General features: G+C 69.5%; 31 protein-coding genes and 1 tRNA gene. 13 read left to right on the top strand and 19 right to left on the bottom strand.

The window, feature by feature from the left end:
• Nucleotides 1-9 precede the first annotated feature (9 nt).
• From BBK82_RS03120 to BBK82_RS03085, 9 genes are all read right to left on the bottom strand, one after another.
• Nucleotides 10-411 carry a DUF6221 family protein gene (locus BBK82_RS03120; protein WP_065913624.1) on the bottom strand — a complete coding sequence of 134 codons (402 nt, stop codon included), beginning with the start codon at nt 409-411 and terminating at the stop codon, nt 10-12.
• Nucleotides 408-836, bottom strand: coding sequence for a DUF6292 family protein (locus BBK82_RS03115; protein ID WP_065913623.1), 429 nt, complete (start codon nt 834-836; stop codon nt 408-410). The genes BBK82_RS03120 and BBK82_RS03115 overlap by 4 nt, the downstream gene beginning before the upstream one ends.
• Nucleotides 837-872: 36 nt before the next feature.
• Nucleotides 873-1,061, bottom strand: coding sequence for a hypothetical protein (locus tag BBK82_RS49635; RefSeq protein WP_154697019.1), 189 nt, complete (start codon nt 1,059-1,061; stop codon nt 873-875).
• A 76-nt stretch (nt 1,062-1,137) separates the two neighbouring features.
• Nucleotides 1,138-1,596 (bottom strand): NUDIX domain-containing protein, encoded by a 459-nt coding sequence (locus BBK82_RS03110; RefSeq protein WP_083267759.1) that lies wholly within the window; start codon nt 1,594-1,596, stop codon nt 1,138-1,140.
• Nucleotides 1,597-1,614: 18 nt separating this feature from the next.
• Nucleotides 1,615-2,163, bottom strand: coding sequence for a hypothetical protein (locus BBK82_RS03105; protein ID WP_065913622.1), 549 nt, complete (start codon nt 2,161-2,163; stop codon nt 1,615-1,617).
• Complete coding sequence (locus BBK82_RS03100; protein WP_065913621.1) at nt 2,160-2,414, bottom strand: hypothetical protein; 255 nt, start codon at nt 2,412-2,414, stop codon at nt 2,160-2,162. The genes BBK82_RS03105 and BBK82_RS03100 overlap by 4 nt, the downstream gene beginning before the upstream one ends.
• Nucleotides 2,411-2,620 (bottom strand): hypothetical protein, encoded by a 210-nt coding sequence (locus BBK82_RS03095; RefSeq protein WP_065913620.1) that lies wholly within the window; start codon nt 2,618-2,620, stop codon nt 2,411-2,413. The genes BBK82_RS03100 and BBK82_RS03095 overlap by 4 nt, the downstream gene beginning before the upstream one ends.
• The gene (locus BBK82_RS03090; RefSeq protein WP_065913619.1) at nt 2,617-3,042 is read right to left on the bottom strand and encodes a hypothetical protein; all 426 of its coding nucleotides are present in this window, start codon (nt 3,040-3,042) and stop codon (nt 2,617-2,619) included. Before BBK82_RS03090 ends, BBK82_RS03095 begins: the two co-directional genes overlap by 4 nt.
• Complete coding sequence (locus BBK82_RS03085; RefSeq protein WP_065913618.1) at nt 3,035-3,253, bottom strand: hypothetical protein; 219 nt, start codon at nt 3,251-3,253, stop codon at nt 3,035-3,037. The genes BBK82_RS03090 and BBK82_RS03085 overlap by 8 nt, the downstream gene beginning before the upstream one ends.
• Before the next feature lie 93 nt (nt 3,254-3,346).
• Here BBK82_RS03085 and BBK82_RS03080 point away from each other — a divergent pair, with 93 nt between their 5' ends.
• The gene (locus BBK82_RS03080) at nt 3,347-3,595 is read left to right on the top strand and encodes a hypothetical protein (protein WP_218920571.1); all 249 of its coding nucleotides are present in this window, start codon (nt 3,347-3,349) and stop codon (nt 3,593-3,595) included.
• Here BBK82_RS03080 and BBK82_RS03075 read toward each other — a convergent pair.
• Both BBK82_RS03075 and BBK82_RS03065 read right to left on the bottom strand, forming a co-directional pair.
• Complete coding sequence (locus BBK82_RS03075) at nt 3,589-3,864, bottom strand: hypothetical protein (RefSeq protein WP_065913617.1); 276 nt, start codon at nt 3,862-3,864, stop codon at nt 3,589-3,591. The genes BBK82_RS03080 and BBK82_RS03075 overlap by 7 nt on opposite strands.
• A 372-nt stretch (nt 3,865-4,236) precedes the next feature.
• A complete protein-coding gene (locus tag BBK82_RS03065) occupies nt 4,237-4,566 on the bottom strand; it encodes a hypothetical protein (RefSeq protein ID WP_154697018.1) in 330 nt (109 codons plus the stop codon).
• Between the two features lie 261 nt (nt 4,567-4,827).
• On the opposite strand from BBK82_RS03065, the gene BBK82_RS03060 reads away from it, so the two are divergent.
• The 3 genes from BBK82_RS03060 to BBK82_RS03055 all read left to right on the top strand — a co-directional run bounded on the left by BBK82_RS03060 (nt 4,828) and on the right by BBK82_RS03055 (nt 7,301).
• Nucleotides 4,828-5,682 (top strand): helix-turn-helix domain-containing protein, encoded by an 855-nt coding sequence (locus BBK82_RS03060; RefSeq protein WP_065913614.1) that lies wholly within the window; start codon nt 4,828-4,830, stop codon nt 5,680-5,682.
• Between the two features lie 20 nt (nt 5,683-5,702).
• Entirely contained in the window at nt 5,703-5,891 is a 189-nt protein-coding gene (locus BBK82_RS47195; protein WP_071812524.1) for a DUF397 domain-containing protein, read from the top strand.
• Between the two features lie 552 nt (nt 5,892-6,443).
• On the top strand, nt 6,444-7,301 hold the full coding sequence (locus tag BBK82_RS03055) for an oxygenase MpaB family protein (protein ID WP_065913613.1): 858 nt from the start codon (nt 6,444-6,446) through the stop codon (nt 7,299-7,301).
• Here BBK82_RS03055 and BBK82_RS03050 read toward each other — a convergent pair.
• Entirely contained in the window at nt 7,256-7,717 is a 462-nt protein-coding gene (locus tag BBK82_RS03050) for a GNAT family N-acetyltransferase (RefSeq protein ID WP_071812523.1), read from the bottom strand. The two genes, BBK82_RS03055 and BBK82_RS03050, sit on opposite strands and share 46 nt — an antisense overlap.
• Nucleotides 7,718-7,823: 106 nt before the next feature.
• Between BBK82_RS03050 and BBK82_RS03045 the strand changes: the two genes are divergently transcribed.
• Together BBK82_RS03045 and BBK82_RS03040 are read left to right on the top strand one after the other, a co-directional pair.
• Nucleotides 7,824-7,898: transfer RNA gene (locus BBK82_RS03045), tRNA-Ile, on the top strand.
• A gap of 146 nt (nt 7,899-8,044) precedes the next feature.
• Nucleotides 8,045-8,914, top strand: a complete 870-nt coding sequence (locus BBK82_RS03040) for an exodeoxyribonuclease III (RefSeq protein ID WP_237048018.1) — start codon at nt 8,045-8,047, stop codon at nt 8,912-8,914.
• Here the strand turns inward: BBK82_RS03040 and BBK82_RS03035 are convergent.
• From BBK82_RS03035 to BBK82_RS03020, 4 genes are all read right to left on the bottom strand, one after another.
• Nucleotides 8,892-10,250, bottom strand: a complete 1,359-nt coding sequence (locus tag BBK82_RS03035) for a HAMP domain-containing sensor histidine kinase (RefSeq protein ID WP_065913610.1) — start codon at nt 10,248-10,250, stop codon at nt 8,892-8,894. The two genes, BBK82_RS03040 and BBK82_RS03035, sit on opposite strands and share 23 nt — an antisense overlap.
• The gene (locus tag BBK82_RS03030; RefSeq protein WP_065913609.1) at nt 10,247-10,924 is read right to left on the bottom strand and encodes a response regulator; all 678 of its coding nucleotides are present in this window, start codon (nt 10,922-10,924) and stop codon (nt 10,247-10,249) included. Before BBK82_RS03030 ends, BBK82_RS03035 begins: the two co-directional genes overlap by 4 nt.
• 132 nt (nt 10,925-11,056) lie before the next feature.
• On the bottom strand, nt 11,057-11,419 hold the full coding sequence (locus BBK82_RS03025) for a hypothetical protein (RefSeq protein ID WP_065913608.1): 363 nt from the start codon (nt 11,417-11,419) through the stop codon (nt 11,057-11,059).
• A gap of 78 nt (nt 11,420-11,497) precedes the next feature.
• Nucleotides 11,498-12,370: a hypothetical protein gene (locus BBK82_RS03020; RefSeq protein WP_154697017.1), complete on the bottom strand. Its 873-nt coding sequence runs from the start codon at nt 12,368-12,370 to the stop codon at nt 11,498-11,500.
• A 160-nt stretch (nt 12,371-12,530) separates the two neighbouring features.
• Here BBK82_RS03020 and BBK82_RS03015 point away from each other — a divergent pair, with 160 nt between their 5' ends.
• Nucleotides 12,531-12,788, top strand: a complete 258-nt coding sequence (locus tag BBK82_RS03015; RefSeq protein WP_154697016.1) for a hypothetical protein — start codon at nt 12,531-12,533, stop codon at nt 12,786-12,788.
• A gap of 15 nt (nt 12,789-12,803) precedes the next feature.
• Here the strand turns inward: BBK82_RS03015 and BBK82_RS03010 are convergent, their stop codons facing one another.
• Nucleotides 12,804-13,592 (bottom strand): STAS domain-containing protein, encoded by a 789-nt coding sequence (locus tag BBK82_RS03010; RefSeq protein ID WP_065913605.1) that lies wholly within the window; start codon nt 13,590-13,592, stop codon nt 12,804-12,806.
• Nucleotides 13,593-13,802: 210 nt separating this feature from the next.
• Between BBK82_RS03010 and BBK82_RS03005 the strand changes: the two genes are divergently transcribed.
• A complete protein-coding gene (locus BBK82_RS03005) occupies nt 13,803-16,007 on the top strand; it encodes an ATP-binding protein (protein WP_083267757.1) in 2,205 nt (734 codons plus the stop codon).
• Here BBK82_RS03005 and BBK82_RS03000 read toward each other — a convergent pair.
• Together BBK82_RS03000 and BBK82_RS02995 are read right to left on the bottom strand one after the other, a co-directional pair.
• Nucleotides 16,004-16,579, bottom strand: a complete 576-nt coding sequence (locus tag BBK82_RS03000) for a YdcF family protein (protein ID WP_237048017.1) — start codon at nt 16,577-16,579, stop codon at nt 16,004-16,006. The two genes, BBK82_RS03005 and BBK82_RS03000, sit on opposite strands and share 4 nt — an antisense overlap.
• Nucleotides 16,569-17,627: an LCP family protein gene (locus tag BBK82_RS02995; protein ID WP_065913603.1), complete on the bottom strand. Its 1,059-nt coding sequence runs from the start codon at nt 17,625-17,627 to the stop codon at nt 16,569-16,571. The genes BBK82_RS03000 and BBK82_RS02995 overlap by 11 nt, the downstream gene beginning before the upstream one ends.
• Before the next feature lie 35 nt (nt 17,628-17,662).
• Here BBK82_RS02995 and BBK82_RS02990 point away from each other — a divergent pair, with 35 nt between their 5' ends.
• The 5 genes from BBK82_RS02990 to BBK82_RS02980 are packed head-to-tail and all read left to right on the top strand — an operon-like array spanning nt 17,663 to nt 20,625.
• Nucleotides 17,663-18,082, top strand: a complete 420-nt coding sequence (locus BBK82_RS02990) for a DUF6542 domain-containing protein (RefSeq protein WP_065913602.1) — start codon at nt 17,663-17,665, stop codon at nt 18,080-18,082.
• Entirely contained in the window at nt 18,043-18,168 is a 126-nt protein-coding gene (locus tag BBK82_RS55670) for a hypothetical protein (RefSeq protein ID WP_257785426.1), read from the top strand. Before BBK82_RS02990 ends, BBK82_RS55670 begins: the two co-directional genes overlap by 40 nt.
• Nucleotides 18,165-18,902: a polysaccharide deacetylase family protein gene (locus BBK82_RS47190; protein WP_218920570.1), complete on the top strand. Its 738-nt coding sequence runs from the start codon at nt 18,165-18,167 to the stop codon at nt 18,900-18,902. Before BBK82_RS55670 ends, BBK82_RS47190 begins: the two co-directional genes overlap by 4 nt.
• Nucleotides 18,902-20,059 carry a glycosyltransferase family 2 protein gene (locus BBK82_RS02985; RefSeq protein ID WP_083268701.1) on the top strand — a complete coding sequence of 386 codons (1,158 nt, stop codon included), beginning with the start codon at nt 18,902-18,904 and terminating at the stop codon, nt 20,057-20,059. Before BBK82_RS47190 ends, BBK82_RS02985 begins: the two co-directional genes overlap by 1 nt.
• Before the next feature lie 17 nt (nt 20,060-20,076).
• Nucleotides 20,077-20,625, top strand: a complete 549-nt coding sequence (locus BBK82_RS02980) for a TetR/AcrR family transcriptional regulator (RefSeq protein WP_154697014.1) — start codon at nt 20,077-20,079, stop codon at nt 20,623-20,625.
• The last annotated feature ends 24 nt before the right edge of the window (nt 20,626-20,649 follow it).

The raw sequence follows: 20,649 nt of genomic DNA, 5'->3' as shown, positions 1-20,649 counted from the left end.
TGTTGTCTCCTAGATCTGGATGTCGGTGTCGATGCCGTAGCTCTCGGCGAGCACGGCTGCCGCTTCATAGGCGGAGCAGTCGTAGTGGTGGGGGATGGGGAGACCAGTGGTCGGGTTGGTCGGCTGTCGACGCTCATCGCAGTCGCAGAAGGGGCCTCCGCGGGCGAGCAGCTTTCGGTCAGCTGCGCAGCGGCGGAGAGTGGTGGCGGGGTCGTTGCGGGCGATGTGGTGGTCGACGCCCAGCTGATCGGAACGTAGAACGCGCCCGCCCTTGCTATCCACAACTGCGTAGCCCTCGAAGCCAACCTCGCCCACCCGCCACTGTCTGCGGCCTTCCTGCACAGCGAGGGCGCAGTGCTCAGTCTCTTCGATCGCCGCCAGCACCAGTTCGACAAGATCGGACAGCGTCACTCGGCGCCAGCCTCTGCAAGCTCGGCCTCGAAGCCGTCGTCGGTGTCGTCGAAGTCCCGGAACCGCGGTCGCTCGATGCCGCCGTGCTTGGTCGCGTCGGTCTCCATCGCACGAACCCAGGCGGCGACCTCGCCGGGCGTGGGCAGGAGGTCGTGCATCCACCGGATCAGGTTGAGCTCACCCGACCCGGCCTGGTCGATGCCGCGGTACCAACCCGACTCCTCGTGCCAGACCAAGCCGATCTCGCGACCGGTGTTGGGATCGGTCTCGCCGAGTTGGATGTACGCCGAGCGCGGGTCGTCGCGGTGGACCTCGTGGTCCGGGGTCGGAATGCCAGCGTCGTTGAGCGCCCAGATGACTCTCTCGATGTAGGGCTTGTGGGCCTCCTGGATGTCGGTCTCGGTGGTAGGGGATTCGCTGCTCATGGCTGCCTTTCGGTTTTGATCTTGATGGGGGAGGGGCTACTTGATTCGCTTGTCCTCGATGACCTTGTACTCGACGATCGGCGCGCCCTTTCGTCGGTTCCAGTGGGCCTCGGCGTCGTCGACCTGGCGGGCGGCAGCTGCTGCTCTTGCCTGCTCGCGCAGCGAAGGCCGCGGGGCGGGAGGTGGCAGTACGTGAGGGTCGGGCTTGCTGCTGAAAAGGCCCATCTCGTGTCCTTCGGTTGATGAATTTGACCAGCGAAAGTAACCCTCGATAAGGAAGGTTATCGAGGGTTACTCGAACTCATTTTCGAGCCGAAGTGCTGGTTCCGACGTGCTCCCAGTCGAGGCCCCAGACCTGTAAGGCGGCCCCGATGATCTGCCGGTGGTCGAACGCGACGTCGTCGTGAAGCAGCGAGCTGACCGGGCGCCAGCGGGCTTCGGCCGCGTCGTCGCCCGCCGTTGGCTTGGGCGCGTCGTTCAGCCGCGCGGTGTAGGCGATCGACACGAAGCGGCCCCGCGGGTCACGCTCCGGCTCGTCGAAGGCGTCGACCCGGCGCACCTCCGTCAGGTGCACGCCGGTTTCCTCCTTCAGCTCGCGAACGGCGGCATCGCGGCTTCTCTCGTTCGCCTCGGCCTCGCCGCCAGGCAGCGCCCACCAGCCCTTGTACGGCCGGTACTTGCGCTTCACCAGCAAGACGCACAACTCGTCATCGACCGGCGCGAACACCGCCAGATCGGCGACCAACGACACGGCACCCATGGACCCCTCCGTAGATGATCACTTCACGAGGGCGTGAACCTCACGCCCGGAGATGCAGCCGCGCTCCACGAGCGCTCTGGCCACGTCCTCGACGCGGTCCCGCCTGGTGAGCACCAGCTGACGGGCGACGTCCTGCGCTCGACGTTCGGGCCACCTGGCCCGCCTGTCCTTGTGGTAGCCGCGCAAGGCCGCAAGATCCCCCTGCTGGTGCACGGACACGGACGCCACCGTGCGCCGGGCCGCAGGCAGCCGGACGCCGGTCTGCTCTTCGAGCCACATCGCCTCAGCCTCGAGGCCCGCCCAGACGAACAAGATTGCGTCGTTCAGGTCATCGGTGCTCAGCTCACCCGGTGGCGGCTCGTCCCCGTCGATCACGGTCTCGGTGCGTCCGACGACAGACCAGCTCGACCACCCGTGCTTCTGGTAGCCGATCCAGACCTCACGCAGCGGGATGTCGAGCAACACGCCGGCGACCGCATGTCCCGCCTCGTGCATCGCTGTCGCGTGCAGTTGCTGCTTGAGGCGGGCAACCTGTGCACGCGGCGGTGCCGCGATGCGGCCGCTCATCGGGCTGTCCTGGAGCGGTCGCAAGCGCCCTGCAGGCTGTCGAGGTCGACCGGGCGGACCCCCGGCGCGCCGAGCTCGATCAGCTCGCGGCGAAGTTCGTTCAGCGGCGCGACGAGGTGCCCGCGGCTCATACGGAGCAAGCGGGCGATCTCCGTGTTGGTGCGGCCCTCCCGCAGCAGCTGGGTGAGGAGGATGCGGCCGTTCTGCTCGGCGCGGCGGGTGGCGTCGGTTTCGACTGGTGGATGCTTCACGCGTTCGCTCCGTACGGGATCGGCTGCTTGGTCCGGACGTCGGTCCAGCCGTTGTCGGGGTCGTAGTAGGCGACCGAGCCGTTCGCGGCGCGGGCGGCTTCCGAGGCTGCGCGATGGTGCTTGTGTGCCCGGACGCTCCAGGTGTTGCCCTCGCAGGTGGCTACGCCCCACACCAACACGTGGGCGTCGAGGTCGTCCGGGTTCATGCGCTACTCCCCCGGTTCGAGCCGGTGCGGAAGCAGCTCGGCAACGGCAGGCCGACCGTCGCGCCGGCGTAGTCGAAGAGGCGCGTGCGCAGAAGTCCGTGGGCGCCCGTCTCCAGCAGGAAGATCAGGTGGTCGAACAGCTCGTCCCACTGCGTCGCCGCGCCGTTGCTCGGGTTCGGCGCGGGAGGGGCGTCGACGGTGCGCCGGTCCGCGAGCGGCAGGACAACCGCCAGAGGCGCGTGAGCCGCGCACCGTCGTGCCGCTTCGTTCACCAGGCGTGCGATGGTCTGCGCCACCGCTTGGTCGCCGACCGTCGCCGCGCTGTCGCCGTTGACGTCGAGCAGGTGCCATTGGCGGTCGTCCGGCTCGAAGAACGCGGTCCACGGCGTCGGATGCATCGTGACCGCGGGCTCGTCAGCCACGCTGCTTCCGCTCGGGCGTGGCCTGCTGCACGCCCCGCTCTCCGAACAGCTCGACGATCGTCGCGTCTCCGCTGTACCGGCTGAACGAAGGGAGCGGCACACCGACGACGTCCATCGTGCCCGCGAGGATCCGCTTCTTCTCCTGTTCCGTGGCTCCCGCCTGGATCAGGGCGTCCGCAACAGCGTTGAAGATCTGCCAGCTGGTGGACATGGTGTGCCGTCCTCTCGGTGAGCGACTAGTCACGTGACTACCGACGGTACTAGTCACGTGACTACTAGGCAAGTGACTAGTAGTCTTGTGACTATGATCCTCGGCATGGAGCACCTCGTCGGCGCAGCCGAGATCGGCCAGATGCTGCGCGTCGGCCGACAGCGGGTGCAGCAGCTCGTGAGCAGGGAGGACTTCCCGGCCCCCGAGGCGACCTTGGCGATGGGGAAGGTGTGGCGCACCGAAGTCATCCGCCGCTGGGTGATCGAGCACGGGCGCGAGGTCTACGAAGACGACGAAGCCCGCTCCCCTGGCGAAGCGGAGAGCGGGCCGGGCGATCACTGACCGAAGGTCTTGTCGCCGTCGAACGCGGAGAGCTGCTCGCGTACGTCGGCGGCGATCTCGGCGCGACGGCCTTCCTGTCGGGTCGCGACCAGCTCGCCGATCTTGATGAGGCAAGGCAGGCAGGAGGGCTGCTTCTCCGGGCACTCGGCCATGAAGTTCGCCGGCACCGTGTGTGAGCACAGTGCCTCCCAGAAGTCTTCGCGCTGCCCGGAGTCGAACGCGTGGACCTGCCGGTCGTAGGCGCTGAGGCGCAGCTGCCACTCGGTCACGAGGCTTCCTCGGCCTTCAGTGAGGCGCACTCCTCGCATGTGGGCCAGAGTTGAGCGGCCCTCTCGCGACCTTCCGATACCTGCCAGGCGGCGCGTTGGCAGCGGGCGAAGGCCCAGGGGGTGTCGTCGGGGTACCGGTGGAGACGCTCGTCCGGGCGGATGCTGTGGCGCTGCTCGTCGTGCACGCCAACCCAGACCGCCTGCTCGACGTCGGCGAGGCTTGTTGATGGGGTCATGGCAGATCTTTCTGATGCTGGGGTAGCAGCGGCAGGCCCCGAGTCGGGGGGAAGGGTGCCGGGGCCTGCCGCCTCCGTCGGACGCGCGTGAGGGGGGTCTCCGCGCGGCCGAGGCCTGGTTCGGTGGACAGATCCATCAGGTGTTGTTGACCCTGCGGACGAGCATTTGGTACCTGCGGGCCGTGTCTGGATCGAGGCGGATCTCGCGGGCGCCCTGTTGCATGTAGTGATCGGTCATGACGGTCACCAGCTTCTGCACGAACCCGTCGGTGGCCGAGGCGCCCAGCTCCTCCTCAATCACGCGTCGGAGCTTGCGTCGCAGCTCCTCGGTGCTGGCGTGCGGATCGGCGCCTGGGGAGATCAGGACGAGAAGCCCGGCTGCGATGCCGACGCCCACGTTGGCGGACTGCCCGTGCTCATCTCGTCCGGTCACGAGCTGGATGTCTCGAACGCTGTTGTCTGCCACGGCGCGCCATCTCCCCAGGTGTCGCCTTCGTAGTGGTCCCGTCCCCACCCCACGTCGAGTCAGAGTTTGGAACTGCGACGCGTACGTGGGGCGGGTCTGGGTCCGCGGGCTCCGGGCGAACCTGGGGCCGTTGGGCAACTGTCACACTAAACTGTTCCGGAACAGTTTGCTACGTGTTGCTACGGGCCCAATCGGGTGAGCCGGGGCAGGCGCTCTGTGCGCGTGACGGCAGACTGAGGCCCGATCAGAAGGGAACAGCACATGAGCGACGAGCGGGAGCAAAGCCCGATCGACTACAAGTCCCAGCTCGCCGACTTCCTGCGGGCGACCCGCGAGAAGCTCAGGCTCTCGACGGACGAGGTCGCCCACGCCATGGGCGTCAAGGAGCCGACGGTCCGCACGTGGGAGCGCGGACGTTCGCTTCCGGCGCTACCGACCATCCGGGCTCTGTTCGACCTGTACAAGGTCCCGGCGAACGATCGGCCGGAGCTGGAGCAGCTCTACCGGGACGCGCGAGTTCGCCAGCCCAAGCGGCCGTGGGGCAAGGTCATCCCAGAGCCGGTCCGCAGGCTCTATCGGTTCGAGAGCGCAGCCAGCTTGATCAGGAGCTTCCACACGACCCTGGTGTACGGGCCGGCGCAGACCCGCGAGATGGCTGATCTCATCCTGACCACTCCTGGTCGTTCCGCCAAAGAACGCGAGCAGCTGGTGGACGCGAGGCTGGCTCGACTGGACTTCCTGCGCAGGCAGCGAGCGCCGCGGCTGGTGCTGCTGATCCTCGAAAGCGTCCTGTACATCGATCACGGTGCGCCGGACGTCCTGAAGGGGCAGCTGCTGCACCTCGTTCGACTCGCCGAGGAAAATGGCGTGGAGGTACGCATCGTGCCGTTCAAGGCTGCGAAGCGCGCCTACCAGAAGGTCGCGACGCCCTTCGTGCTCGTGACCACTCCAGGGCAGAGAACGATCGTGCACATGGACAATCAGCACGAGGGGATCTTCGTGGACGACCCCGATCGTGTTGCCGACTACGAGACCTGCTTCAAGTCTCTTGAGGAGGCGGCGTTGCCGCTGGACGCCAGCCTCCGGCTCCTGTCTAAGGTTGCGTCGGAACTGTGACGCGATGAGAGGAGTCAGGAATGACCCCATGGAGCCCGGAGGGAGCGGTCTGGCGGAAGTCGTCGAGATCCGCAAATGGCAGTGACAATGACTGCGTGGAAACCGACGGGAAGAACGCATTCCGTGATTCGAAAAACCCGAGTGGTGGCGTTCTGGTGTTCAGTCGTGAGGCATACCGCAGCTTCATCGACGCACTGAACAAGCAGTAGCCACTGCCAAAAGAGGACGGAGGCCGTGCCCAAAACAGGTGGGCACGGCCTCCGTCCTCTTTGTACGCAGCGCGCCCTTGGGTGCGCACGGGTGAAACTACGTGCTCTCCTGAAGCGCTTTCAAGGGTTCAGACTCGGCGTGCAACTGTGGCTGCGGTCGACGATCCCGGACCGACGCCGGGACCTGAACCGTCCACTGAGGACGTGCTGCTGCGGCTCGTCGTTCGGTGCAGTGCGGTCGCGTGCTAGGAGCGGCCACCCGTTCGGCTCAGTCATCGAGTCCACCCAAACGGATCAACGTCTTCAGGCGTCTCTCGCGGTCGGGCATGCACTTAGTCTGCACTTCTGACAGCAACCCCCAGCAAGTATCAGCAACCAGCAGCAACCTGCTAGGTGGATTCGTGCACATGACAGCAACTATCAGCAACTAACAGCACCTATGATCGTTAATCGCAGGGTTACTGGTTCGAGTCCAGTTGGGGGAGCTTCCCAAGACCCTAGTCATCCGACTGGGGTCTTTTGGTTTCGGGGGCCTTGGGCGACGTTGGACCGATGCCGCGCCTCGCGAACCTCCGCCGCATCACCGAGCTCGACCCGGTCGCCGACCACGAGGAGATCCTGCGCATCTCCGCCGGCCTGGAGTTCCCGTGGGACTACCAGAAGGCGTTGGAGTTCGCGCTGTTCCGCACGTACTGCGTCCCGACGATCTCCGGCCTGCTGGAGCGCACCGGCGAGTTCGAACGCCGCCCGCAGAAGCGCTATGACGACACCGCCGTGCTGATGACCGAACTCGTTGAACACGGCTACGACTCCCCGCGCGGCCGTGAGGCGCTACGGGTCGTCAACCGCCAGCACGGTCGCTATGACATCTCCAACGACGACATGCGGTACGTGCTCGCCACGTTCATCTACGACCCGATCGACTGGGTCAACCAGTACGGCTGGCGTCCTCTCTCGCGCAACGAACAGCTCGCCGCGTTCCACTTCTACCGTGCGGTCGGCGCGCGCATGGGCATCCGTGACATCCCCGCGGACTTCGGCGAGTACCGCGCCTTCAAGGACGCCTACGAGCAGCAGCACTTCGTGTTCGCGGACTCGAACCGCCGCATCGGCCAGTACACCCTCGACCTGTTCTGCTCGTGGTACCCGTCCGTGGCACGCCCGGTCGTCACACGGGCCGTGATCGCCCTGCTCGACCCTCCGATGATCCGCGCGTTCGGCTTCACCGCCGCACCGCCGTGGCTGAGCACGCTCGGCCGTCTCGCCTTGCGCGCCCGTGCGGCCGTGGTGCGCCGTCTGCCCGTGCGCCGAACGTTGAAACTGACCAACGCCCGCAACCGCACCTACCCCGGCTACCCGAACGGCTACCGGCCGTCGGACCTCGGCGCGAGCTCCAGCACCGCGCGCTGACCGTTCAGCACGAAGCCCATCGTCCGGAGGAACTCGATGCCGGGCTTGAAGTCGCTGAGCCCGACCTGCACCCGCGTGACCGCCGGAAACCGCTCCCGCAACGCCCGCACCATCTCGCTGCCGATGCCCCACCGCCGCAGGTCCTTCGGCACCAGGAAGAACCCGATGCTCGCGTGCCCCGGCTCCGGGTGGTCCACGACCAGGTCCACGAACCCGATCATCCCCTCGGCCTCCGCGACCAGCAGGTGCTTCTGCTCGAACGCCGCCCCCTCCGGCAACGCGTAGAACAGCCCCTGCACATCACCCGGCCCGGACGGATGACCGGTGGCGGCCTGGAACCAGTCGTCGCAGTCGGCGAACAGCCGCAGTACCTCGGGCTCGTCCGCCGGGGTGAAGTCGCGGAGGGTCAAACGCACGCGTGCAGCCTATGTGTCGCTCGCCACGGGGGCGCGCAAGGGCCGGTCGGCGTGATCGGTATCCTCCCCTCACGCAGTGTGAAGCCTTGCGGTCGGCCGCTGCGCGGGGGAAGTAGCTCAGTTGGTTAGAGCAGCGGACTCATAATCCGTCAGGTCGTGGGTTCGAGCCCCACCTTCCCCACTCCTTTTGAGCAGCCGGGGCAGGTGGGCAGCAACACGACGGCCACTTCCGGCCCTGTTGAGCCGGTAGCTGGGACCGATGTGTGCGCGGTGTGTACGCGTCGGCCGTCACGCGGCTCCATGCGGACTCCAGGCCGGGTGACTACCGTGGTGGGCGTGCGAGTGGCGACGTGGAACGTGAACTCCGTCAAGCAGCGCGTGCCGAGGCTGTTGCCGTGGCTGGACCAGCGGCGGCCGGACGTGGTGTGCCTGCAGGAGACCAAGCTGGCCGACGAGGCCTTCACCGCCCTGCTCGGCGAGGAGCTGGACAAGCGCGGGTATGAGGTCGCGTTGTTCGGTGAGACGCAGTGGAATGGTGTCGCCATCCTGTCGCGGGTCGGGCTTGAGGACGTCACGGTCGGTGTGGCCAACGCGCCGGGGTTTCCGCATCAGGAGGCACGGGCCGTGGCGGCGACGTGTGGTGGTGTGCGGGTGCACTCGCTGTACGTGCCAAACGGGCGTGAGCCGGAGTCGGACCATTACAAGTACAAGCTGGAGTGGCTCAACGCGTTGAAGGACGTGCTTGAGGCCGGGCCCGAGGACGCGCTTGTCTGCGGTGACATCAACATCGCTCCCGCGGACGCCGACGTGTTCGACCCGCAGGCGTATGCCGGGCACACGCACGTGACGGAGCCGGAACGCGCTGCGCTGCGGGCGATCCAGGCGCTCGGGTTCCACGACGTGGTGCGCGACCGGTGGCCGGACGAGCGGGTGTTCAGCTACTGGGACTACCGGGCCGGGATGTTCCACCGGGACCTGGGCATGCGGATCGACCTGATCCTGGCCAGCGACAGCGTGGCGCCGCGGGCGAAGGCGGCGTGGGTCGACCGGCACGCGCGCAAGGGCACCGGGCCGAGTGACCACGCGCCGGTCATCGTGGACCTCGACGAGGCGCCGGACGGGGACATCGGGCCCGTCGTACCGCCGCCGTCGGCGCCGGGTGCGAAGAAGAAGGTCAAGCTCCCCCAGGCGAAGTAGCACCAGGCGAAGTAGCACCAGGCGAGGTAGCAGCAGCAGGCGAAGTGACGGGCAGCGTCACGGTGAACGCGGCGCCTCCCTCCGGCGCGGGGCCCGCCTTGATCGTGCCGCCCATCCGCGTCACCAGGCCGTGCACCAGCGCCAGGCCCACACCGGTGCCGACCGGGCGGGTCTGCTGGTAACGGGCGTGCAGCACGCCGCGGTCGAACGCCACGGCGTAGTCCTCCGGCGCCAGGCCGGGACCGCCGTCGCGCACCTCCAGCACGGACGACACCGCCAGCACGACCGGGCGGCCCGGCGGGGTGACGCGCAGGGCGTTCTCCAGCAGGCCGTCGATCACCTGGCGCAACCGCCGGGCGTCGGCGCGCACCACGGGAGAACCCTTGACGTCCAACGAGAACAGCACCCCGGCGGCGTTGCAGCGGGCGTGCCACACCTCGGCGGCCGAGCGGGCGACGGGGGCCAGTTCGACGGCGGCGAGGTCGAGGCGGAAGTCGTCGGCGCCCAGGCGGGCCAGGTCGAGCAGGTCCGATACCAGGCGGTCCAGGCGGCGGGCCTCGGACAGGATCACCGTGCCGACCGGCGCCACCTGCTCGCCGGACACCACGCCGTCGGCCAGCGACTCGGCGAACCCGGTCACCGCGGTCAACGGCGTGCGCAGCTCGTGCGAGACCGACAGCAGGAAGTCGCGCTGGCGGGACTCGCTGCGCTGCAACGCGTCCGCGAGGTTGTTCACCGACTTCGACACCTCGGCCAGCTCGGAGGGCCCGGACACCGGCACGCGCAGGTCGCGCCTGCCGCCGCTCATCGAGTGCGCGACCCCGGCGACCCGGCGCAACGGCCGCGCCAGCAACGTGCCCAGCGCCAACCCGGCCACGCACGCCACGATGAGCCCGACGGCCAGCGCGAACAGGATGTTGCGGATCAACGCACGCGCGTTGCCGCCCGTCTCGGTCTCCTGCACCAGCGCGAAACCGGCATCACCCGACGGCCGCGCCTCCACCAGCAGCCGCCCGCTCATTTTTGAGACCCGCTGACCGGACAACACGTCCTCGGCGTGCACGGCGCGTGCGGCTCGCACGGCAGCTCGGTCCTGCCCGGAGATCTCACCGGCGGCGGAGACCTTGACGATCGCGATGCCCTGCCCCTCCAGCACCTGCTCGATCCGGTTGTTCGACACCTGCCCGGCGACCACGTCGGCCTGGTTCGCGAGGATCTCGCGGCTCACCTCGCGCGAGGTGTTGAGCACCAGCCGGGTGGACACGAACCCGGCGACGAGGACCGCGACGAACGCGACTCCCAGGCACAGCAACGCGATCCGGGTGGCGAGGCTCATGACGCGTCCGCCGAGTAACCGACGCCGCGCACCGTCCGAATAGGACTCGACGCACCGAACTTCGCGCGCAGCTGGGCGATGTGCACGTCCACGGTCCTGGTGCCGGCCACCGACGCGTAGCCCCACACCGCGCTCAGCAGCCGCTCCCGCGAGAACACCTGGCGCGGGTGCCTCATCAGGTGGGCGAGCAGGCCGAACTCCGTCGAGGTCAGCGAGACCTCGGCGGAGCCGGCCCACGCGCGGCGTTGCCCGACGTCCAGCCGCACGTCACCCATCCGCAGCGCCTCCTGGGCGGTGGCGGCGGGGGTGGCCCTGCGCAGCACCGTCCGCACCCGCAGCGCGAGCTCGCGCGGGCTGAACGGCTTCGTGACGTAGTCGTCGGCGCCCAGTTCCAGGCCGAGCAGCCGGTCGACCTCGTCGTCGCGGGCGGTCACGAACAGCACCGGCGTCCAGTCACCGGCCGCCCGCAGCGCGCGGCAGACCTCGATGCCGCTCATCCCCGGCAGGCCGACGTCCAGCACGACCGCGACCGGCGCGAGCGAGCGGACCGCGGCCAGCGCCGCGTCCCCCGAGGACTCCAGGTGCACGCCGAACCCGTCGCGCCGCAGGTACAGCGCGACGAGCTCGGCGATCGCCGGTTCGTCCTCCACGACGAGCACCAGGCCACGTTCCACGGCTCACCCCGGCTGGTTGATCTCGGACTCGATGCTGTTCAGCGTTGATTCCACATCATCCGAGGTCCGCTGCCGGCGCCTCGCCCCGGCACGCCGTCAGCGAGACCAGCAGCACGAGCGCGGCCATCCACCTCACTTGGCACCGCAGTGCTCGGACTTGAACTTGGCCACCCTCTCGCCGGCTTTGCCGATCTTCACGAGCTGAGCCGCACGCAGCTTCACCCGTGCGTCCAGCACGTCCGCACGCGCCGTGTTGCCGGCCTTGCGCGCGTCGGCCGCCCTCTGCTCCAGCCACTTGGTGGAGCCGAACGTCTCCGGCGAGCCGTTGATCTTGTCGGTCAGCGCCTTGACCTTGGTCTCGATCCGCGGCACGCGCTGCTCGCAGATCTTCCGCACCTTCTCCGGGCTGATCGTGATCGGTTCCTGAGCCGCCGCGGTGCCCGTGCCGAGCAGCAGCAGTCCGGCCACCACCACGCCGATTCGCGAAATGTTCATGGCACGAAACGATGGCGGTCCACGATCAGAGACAGGTCCGCCGAATGTTCGGGTTCTGCAAAGACCAGCCGGAACGGATCAGCTCAGGCCCACTCCACGGCTGGCCGCCAGGTGCGCCATCGGCCGCATCCGGTCCCACACCCGCTCCGACCGCAGCCCCTCGGCCGCGCCCATCGCCTGCACGCCCACGGTCCGCCCGACATCGCTGTCGCCGTCCATGAAGTGGCACGAGGCCAGCGCGATCAGGCAGAACGTCCAGCTGCGCGCCATCGCCGGTCCAAACTGCTCGATCGCCACGGTCAACGCCGAGATCGCGGGCCCGGTGTCACCCAGCTCCGTGTGCACGATGCCGATCATCGCCGTCAGGTCGGTCTCGTCGTGGAACCGCGCCCAGTCCGGCACGTGCTCGTCGTCTGCGCGCGCGAACGCGTCCTTGGCCTTTCCCAACGTGCGCAACGCTTCCTCCGCACGGCCCTGACGCGCATACGCCCAAGCCTCGTTCGCGTGCATGATGCTCGACGCCAACGGCGACAGCGCGCCCCTCTGGAAGTACGCCAGCGCATCGCCTGGTGCGCCGTGATGCAGGTGCACGCGCCCACGCCGGTACACGATGTTCGTCGTCAGGTCCTCGTCGTGCCGCGCGAACTCCAACGCCCGGTCGAAGTGGTGGTAGGCCGCCCCGACCTGGCCGCTGTCGAACGACGTCCAGCCCGCGAGGTTGTGCAGGTCGGCCACGGCCGAGTGCAGCCGCGCCCGCACCTGGTCGGTGGCTTCGGCGTTCAGCAGCTGCTGCGCCCAGTAGATCCGGACCACGACCGCGTCCCGGCAGGTGCCTCCGCCGAACTGGTAGTCGACGGACCGCAGCGACCGGGTCTGGGCCTCCAGCTGTTCCACATCGTTCATGCCGATGCGGGCGGAGTGCGGGGGCGGGAAGTACGCGGGATCTGCCATGTGGAATACCTCTGCTCCGCGCCGGTGAAATCCGAGCGTAAGGTGCGCGTGAACGGGTGAGAAGGGGCTTCCGGGCCAGGTGGAATGCGGCGCAGGTAGCGGATTGGGCAGGTATTAATCCGGGTAGGCACGCCCGATCAGGAAGAGCAGAGTGGTGCTCATGAGGCGACGCGCGCACTTGCGGCTGGTGACCTCCTTCGAAGCCGAGGACACGACGTTGGCCGCCGTGCTCACCGCCGAAGACCTGGCCGTTGACCTGGGGCTCGACCCCAAAGCCCGGATCACGTGCGGCCGGCACCGCTGCTGGTCGCACCACTGCGTCGGCTGGCCGGACCACGTCCGGTTCCGCGCGGGAACGTCCGACCCGCAGGTCGAGATGGCCTGCCGGACGAGTTTCGCGGCGAGCCGCGCCCAGTAGAACGACCCGGAAAGGCTAAGCCTGGTGGGTGAACACGGCGGCTTCCGGAAACGGGATCGGGGGCCGCCGGCTGTCCTGCGGCACGTCGAGCAACGCCCAGATGATGTGCCGGCCACCGCCCGCGGGCGTCTCACCCATGGTGAAGTTGCAGACGGCAATCGATGCCACGTTGCGACGCATGATGTTCCACTGCTTGAGGTCCAGCCGTGCTGTCGTGCGCACGGCAACGGAGAACTTGTCGTCACGCATGCGCAGCAGCAGTGAGACCGGCTGCTCGTCTTCGACGTGCGACACGAGCTCAACGGCCAGCTGCGGCGCCACGTCCAGCAACGCCTGCACGCCCCACCGTTCGCACGCGCGCTCGGTGACCCGCTCGGCCACGTGTGGCGCACATCGGCACGTCGGCAGCACGGCGTCCACGCGGTCTTCGTGCCGCAACCGCACCACGCTGGCGAGGGCGGCCTGCGTGGTGGCGTGCAGTGGAATGTGCCGGGGCAGACCACGTGCCTCCAGCGTCGACCGCAGCCGGTGGTCGCTCACGACGAGGCTGAGCGAGATGCCCGGCCAGCGCGCCGCCGACAGCCACACGACGTCGAACACCACGAGCAGCGCGGGTGACTCGGCGACGAGGTCGTCGAGCTCGACGACGACACCGACGAGCTCCTTCGTGGCGCAGTCGAGCAGCACGTCCTGCACGCGCAGGTAGGTGGACCAGTCCAGGCGACCGGTGAAGCGCACGACCAGAACACCGTTCTGCTCCCGGACATCGACGTCGAGGCCGTGCGTGGCGATGTCAGCGGTCATGATCAGTCCTCCCCAGAACACGTGCCTCCCTTCTTCCCACTTTCGCCGCGCCGGCACAGCCGACCTAGGGGGTAACTACCCGTGTTTCGGCGTTAGTACCTCCGGGGGACCGCGTTGCAGAGGTAGATCGCGCCGACCTAGGGTGCCGCTGTGGGCCGCGCGCTTTCCCCAGGTCGCAAAGGCAATTTGCCTGCCGACACAACTACTCTTGTGGGCAGGAAACAGGATGTCGCCGAGGTCAGGAGACTCCTGGCGGACTCGCGCCTGGTGACCCTGACGGGGGTCGGCGGGGTCGGCAAGACCAGGCTGGCGCTGCGGGCCGCGGGCGAGCTGCGCAGGGCGTTCCGCGACGGCGTGTGGTTCGTCGAGCTGGGCGGGGTGACCGACCCGGAGCTGGTGGTGCACACCGTGCTGGAGTCGTTGGGCGTGCACGACGACACCGTCCGCCAGCACCGCACCGTCCTGGTGGAACACCTGCGCGACCGGCAGCTGCTGATGGTGCTCGACAACTGCGAGCACGTCGTCGGGGCGACCGCCGACCTGGTGGACGCCTTGCTGCGCGGGGTGCCCGGCCTGCGCGTGCTCGCGACCAGCAGGGAACGGCTCGGCGTGGACGGTGAGCACCTGTGGCAGGTGGTGCCGCTGGAGCAGGACCCGGCGCTGGTGCTGTTCGCGGAACGGGCGGCCGCGGTCGAGCCCGGATTCACCCTTTCCGGTGGAAACCACGGCAAGGTGAGCCAGATCTGCGCGCTGCTGGGCTGCATTCCACTGGCCATCGAACTGGCGGCGGTGCGGCTGCGCGTCCTGACGCTCGACCACCTGTTGTCCAGATTGGACGACACGTTCCGGGTGCTGCAGGACGGCAAGCGCGGCGGCGACCCGCGGCACCAGACGCTGCAGGCGGCGGTGGACTGGAGCTTCCGCCTGTGCACCCGCTCCGAGCAGACGCTGTGGGCCCGCGCGTCGGTGTTCGCCGGCACGTTCGACCTGGAGGCCGCCGAACGGGTCTGCTCCGGCGACGGGGTGCCGCCGGCGGAGGTCGTGCGGTCGCTCAGCGGGCTGGTCGACAAGTCGGTCGTGGTCGCCGAACAGCACCCGGCGGGCACCCGGTTCCGGTTGCTGGAGCCGTTGCGCCAGTACGGGGTGGACAAGCTGCGGTCCGCCGGCCTCGAGCAGGTGCTGCGCGAACGGCACCGCGACCACTACATCGAATGGGCCGAGCGACGCGAACAGGAGTGGTTCGGGCCCGCCCAGCCGCAGATCTTCGCGCTCACCCGCCTCGAGAACGCAAATCTTCGGACCGCGCTGGACTTCTGCTTCGCGAGCGACGGCGAGCACTGCGTCCACCTCGCCGGCACGCTGTGGTTCTACTGGGCCGGCTGCGGCATGCTCGGCGAGGGCAGGCACTGGCTCGACCGCGCGGTGGCGACCGCGAAGGAGGGCCCGCTCAGAGCGAAGGCCCTGTGGGTCAACGGCTACGTGGCCACCCTGCAAGGCGACCTTTCCGCGTCGGTGCGCATGTTGGACGAGTGCCGCGCCTACGCGCGCACGGCAGGCGACGAGTCCGCTCTCGCCTACGCCACGCACCGGCTGGCGTGCACCCACCTGGTCGGCGACGACCTGGCCATCGCCGACGAGCTGTTCGAAGAGGCCATGGCGCGCTACCGCAGCCTCGGCACGGTCAACAGCCACACCATGCTCGCCGGCATCGAGCTCGCCATCTCGGCCACCTTCCAGCACGACTTCGCCGGGGCGGAACGGCTCTGCGTCGAGGCCAAGGCCGTCGGCGAGGAGCACGGTGAGCTGTGGGCGCAGGCGTACGCGATCTACGTGCTCGCGTTGTGCGCGTGGGTCAGCGGCGACCTCGCGAAGGCCGACGCGCTGGGCCGCGACTGCCTGAGGATCAAGCGCTCGTTCCACGACCTGCTCGGCATCGTGCTCGGCATGGAGGTGCTGGCCTGGATCGCCGCCTCGCAGGGCAACGCGGCGCGGGCGGCCACGCTGCTGGGCGCCACCAGCGAGATCTGGCAGTCGGTCGGCTACCCGATGTTCGGCTCGCGCTACTTCGGCACCCCGCACGGCGAGTGCGAGTCGGCGGCGGTCGCGGCACTGGGCGAGGCCGACTTCCGGGTGGCCTTCCGGCGCGGCATGGACCTGGAGCTGGAGGACGCGATCTCGTTCGCCATCGGCGAGGAGCCGGCCGAGCCGGAACCGGTCGCACCGCCCACGCCGCTGACCCGCCGCGAGCAGCAGGTGGCCGACCTGATCGCCGGAGGCATGTCGAACAAGGAGATCGCGGCCCGGCTGGTGATCGCGCGGCGGACGGCGGAGGGGCACGTCGAGCGGATCCTGCAGAAGCTCGGGTTCACATCACGGGCGCAGATCGCGACGTGGGTGACCGAGCGCCGAAACTAGCGCTCGCTGATCCTGCGGAGCGTCCAAAGTCCGCACAGGGCCAGCAGCGGCTTCACGAGCAGCCACTCGCCGGGACGGTGGTCGTCCGCGCGCACGAGCCGGGCGGCCAGGTCGGGGCGTTGCCGCCGCAGGTAGGCGCGGGCCTTGAGCGCGTGGGCCGGCTGGGAGACGATCTTGATGCGGCCGGCGTCCTCCAGCAGCGGGATGACGTTCGCGATGTTCTCCCAGGTCGTCCTGCTCTCCTCTTCGAGCAGCACCTCGCCGGTGAACCCGAGCACGGACTTCGCGTGGTCGGCCATCAACCGGGCCTCCGTGGCGCCACCACCGGCCGCGCCACCGCTGAAGATCACCCGCGTGCCCTCGCCGGAGACCGAGCGCAGGCCGGCGCGTACCCGCCAGCGGTTGACCACGTTCGCCGTCGGCCGGGGGTTCCGGTAGCCCAGCACGACCACCGCCTCGGAGCCGCCCTCGCCGCGTTCCACGAGGGCTCGGGACCAGCGCCGGTTCAGCCACTCGCCCCAGGCCAGCACCACCACGCCGGCCACGACCAGGTACGTCCGTCTAGTCGACACAGGGCACACCGCCGTTCGGAGGTGGCGGCGGGGGAGCGGTCGCGAGCTCGGTCACCTTCGCCCGCACCTTGGCCGGGTCGACCCTGTTCACGTCCTGCCCGCCGATGTGCGCGCCGCCCTCGACCGGCAGCGTGTCGAACCGGACCTCGGACGGCAGGTTCCGCGCGAGCTCGGCCAGGTCGAGGCCCGCGTCCAGGACCACGTCCCGCTGGGCCATGTCGATCATCGCGGCGACCGCGGCCGGGTCCGTCAGCCGCCGCGCCACGGCCGACAGGAACGCCTGCTGCCGCCGGGTGCGGGCGAGGTCGCCGCCGGGCAGGCCGTGGCGCTGCCGGACGAACGACAGCGCCTGGCCGGCGTCGAGGTGCTGCGGGCCCGCCGGGAAGTCGGCGCCCGACAGCGGGTCCTCCGTGGCGTTCTTCAAGCACACGTCGACGCCGCCCAGGCCCTCGGCGATGTGGTAGAAGCCGATCAGCGAGAGCTCCACGAGGTGGTCGACCGGCTGGTCGAGGAACGCCGACACGGTCTGCACCTGGGCGCGGCGGCCGGCCTCGCGCCCGGCACGTTCGAGCTGGCGCTTGTCCGCCATGCCCGCGGCGCGCAGGCGGTCCTCCTCGGCGACCTTCGCCCGCCCATAGGCCTCCTTGACCTTGCCCTCGCCGCCGGAGGACAGCGGCACGAGGTTGTCGCGCGGCACCGACATCGCCACGGCCGGGCCCGAGGCCGGGATGTGCACCAGGATCAGCGTGTTCGCGTTGTAACCGCCCCGGTCGCTCTCGCCGGCCTGCAGCCGGCGCAGCACGTCGGCGGGCAGCGGCTCGCCGTGCAGGTCGAGCCGGGTGGTGAGGCCCATGACCAGGATGTTGCGGCCCGAGGCGGACCGCGGCGCGTCGGCGGCGATGGCGTGGGAGCGCTCCACCCCGGTCGAGATCGTGGACACCGCCGACCACGCGATGCCCGCCACGACCAGCACGGCGGCGCACACCAGCACCCACGCCGTGCGCAGGATCACGTAGCACGCACGCCGGAAGCGGCCGATAGAACTCATGAGATCCCCCATCCCCTCGACTATTCTAGGTGGTCATGGGGGTTCAGCTGCCGAGTCTGGCAGCGCTGGCGGTTCTGACGGTGTTCGTCCAGGTGGGGATCTGGGTCGACGGGGACGACCTCGGCCCGCACTTCGGCGTGTGGCTGGTGATGGGCGCCATGATCGCCTCGGCGCTCGTGCGCCGGGTGGGTCTGTGGACGGTGGCACCGGCGCCACCGGTCGTCTTCGTCGTCCTCGCGGTGGGCGACGAGGCCTGGCGGCGGCAGGCGACGGGGCAGTCGTTCTGGCGCAGCAGCAAGGAGTTCGTCGCGGACGCGGTCCCGTGGTTCGTCAACGGGTTCCCGTGGCTCGCGGCGTCGGTCGGCGCGGCCGTGGTGGTCGCGGCCGTCCGCACGGTTTCTGGGGGGAAGTGGAGATGCAGGTCTTCGTCGACGGCGGCGGTGGCAGACGGGTAGTGGCGCGGCTGGTCAGCGCGGCGCTCGCGAGTGGACTGCTCGTGTTCGCCGCGGTGGTCGGTGGCACGTTGCTGGCGGTGTGGTGAGGCGCGCGCCACGGTTGCACTGGGTCTCCATCCTGCTCGGGCTCCTGGTGCTGATGTGCGTCGTGTCGTTCCACGCGTACACCGCGCTGAAGCCCGAGCCGGTGCCGAGCGCGCGCACCACGCACGAGCTGCCCGACCGCACGCTCGCGCTGGCGTTCCACGGCGGTCCTGATCCGAAGTGGACACCGCACCTGCTCGACGCGTTGCGGGAGGCCGACGTCAAGGCCACCTTCTTCGTGCTCGGCATGCAGGTCACCCGCAACCCGGAGGTGGCCAGGAGGATCGTGGCCGACGGGCACCGCGTCGGCATCGACGGCTTCCGCACCGAGGGCGACTGGACCGACCCGCTGGACCTGGCGTTCGCGCAGGCCGCGCTGGCCGACGTGCTGGGCGTCCACACGCGACTCGTCGGCGCGCCGGCCGAGGTCGACAGCGGCGACCGCGACCACCAGGACATCGGCACGCTGGTGCGGATGTCGCTCGCGCAGGGCCGCGGCGTGGTCCGGCTGCACGACGACGGCAGCATCGGCGCGGACGTCGCCGCGAGCTCGCGCGCACGCCCGGCTACCGGTTCGTGCGGCTCGGCGAGGGTGACGGCGTGGTCGAGGCCGGGGCGGCCGAACGCTTCACCGGCGCGGTCACCGCGTGGTCGCAGCGCCACGGCGGCGTCGTGTTCGCGTTGCTGGGCACGGCGATCGCCATCGCGGCCCTGCTCGGCATCCTGCGCACGCTGATGCAGCTCGGCCTCGCCCACACCGACCGCCGCCTGCGCCGGGAGAGCGAGCACGCGCCACCGCCGTGGATCGCGCCGCCGGTGTCGGTGATCATCCCGGCCTACAACGAGGCCGTGAACATCGCGGCCACGGTCCGGTCGATCGCCGCGAACAACCACCTCGCCGACGTCGAGGTGATCGTGGTTGACGACGGCTCGACCGACGGCACCGCCGACCGCGCGGAAGAGCTGGACCTGCCCGGCGTCACGGTGCTGCGGCAGGAGAACCAGGGCAAGCCGGCCGCGTTGAACGCCGGCATCCGCGCCGCGCGGCACGACGTGCTGGTGCTGCTCGACGGCGACACGATCTTCGAGCCGGACACGATCGGCCAGCTCGTGCAGCCGTTCGCCGACGGCGGGGTCGGCGCGGTGTCCGGCAACGCGAAGGTCGGCAACCGGCAGGGGCTGCTCGGCCGCTGGCAGCACCTGGAGTACTGCGCGGGGTCCAACCTGGACAGGCAGATCCTGCACGCGCTGCGGTGCATCCCGACCGTGCCGGGTGCGGTGGGGGCGTTCCGGCGGTCGGCGCTGACCGACGTCGGCGGCGTGCCGGAGCACACGCTGGCCGAGGACACCGACCTGACGATGGCGGTCACGCGCGCGGGCTGGCGGGTGGCGTACCGGCCGGAAGCCAAGGCGTGGACCGAGGCGCCCGTGACCGTGCCGGGGCTGTTCCGGCAGCGGTACCGGTGGTCTTACGGCACGTTCCAGGCGATGTGGAAGCACCGTGGCGCGTTGCTGGAGAACGGGCCGATGGGGCGCTTCGGGCTGCTCTACCTGTTGGCGTTCCACCTGCTGCTGCCGCTGCTCGCGCCGGTGATGGACCTCTACGTGCTGTACGGGTTCATCGTGGCCGACGCACCGTTGGCGTTCATCGTGTGGACGGTGTTCCTCCTGCTGCAGACCGCGAGTGCGGGCTATGCGCTGCGGCTGGACGGCGAGTCGCTGAAGCCGTTGTGGGCGTATCCGTTGCAGCAGGTCGTGTACCGGCAGTTGATGTACGCGGTGGTGATCCAGTCGTTGGTCACGGCCCTGCACGGAACGCAGCTCAAGTGGATGTCGGTCCGGCGCACGGGTCGGCTGGTGGACGCACCCGGCGGTAGCGTGGCCCGCACCTGAACACGGAGGGAGCGCGGGTGGGGCGCACGCCATTGGACACGCCTGCGCGTCAGCAGGAGGTCTTCGCCGCCGTGCTCCACGTGTTCGCCGACGTCGGCTACGCCCGGTTCAACATGGACCTCGTCGCATCCAGGGCCCGTGCGAGCAAGGCCAGCCTGTACCAGCGCTGGCCCTCGAAAGCGCGGCTGATCGTCGACGCGCTCAAGGCGAACATGCCGGTGCTCGCCCAGCCGGACGAGGGGTCGTTCGCCGAGGACGTGCGGGCGATCATGCGGTCGTGGGGCGAGCCGCGGCCGTTCGACCTGGCCGGGGTCTTCCTGGGCCTGCTGGAGGGCAGCAGGCAGGACGCCGACCTGGTGCGGCTGCGCGAGGAGCACGTCGACCGCACCTACACAGAGCAGCTGCGGGTGGCGGTGGACCGGGCGAAGGCCCGCGGCGAGCTGTCGCGCGACCTCAACGCCGACTTCCTGATGACGGCGCTGATCTCGACGTTCGTGCTGCGCTCGGAGGAACGGGACGTGGTCGACGGGATCGTCGACGGCCTGTTGAGACCACTGATCGGCTGACCTTTCACCCCAAATCACTCGTCA

The sequence above is a fragment of the Lentzea guizhouensis genome, assembly GCF_001701025.1.
GTDB lineage: Bacteria > Actinomycetota > Actinomycetes > Mycobacteriales > Pseudonocardiaceae > Lentzea > Lentzea guizhouensis.
Note: the sequence above shows the minus strand (reverse complement) of the source record. Positions and strands in the feature narration are given on the sequence as shown.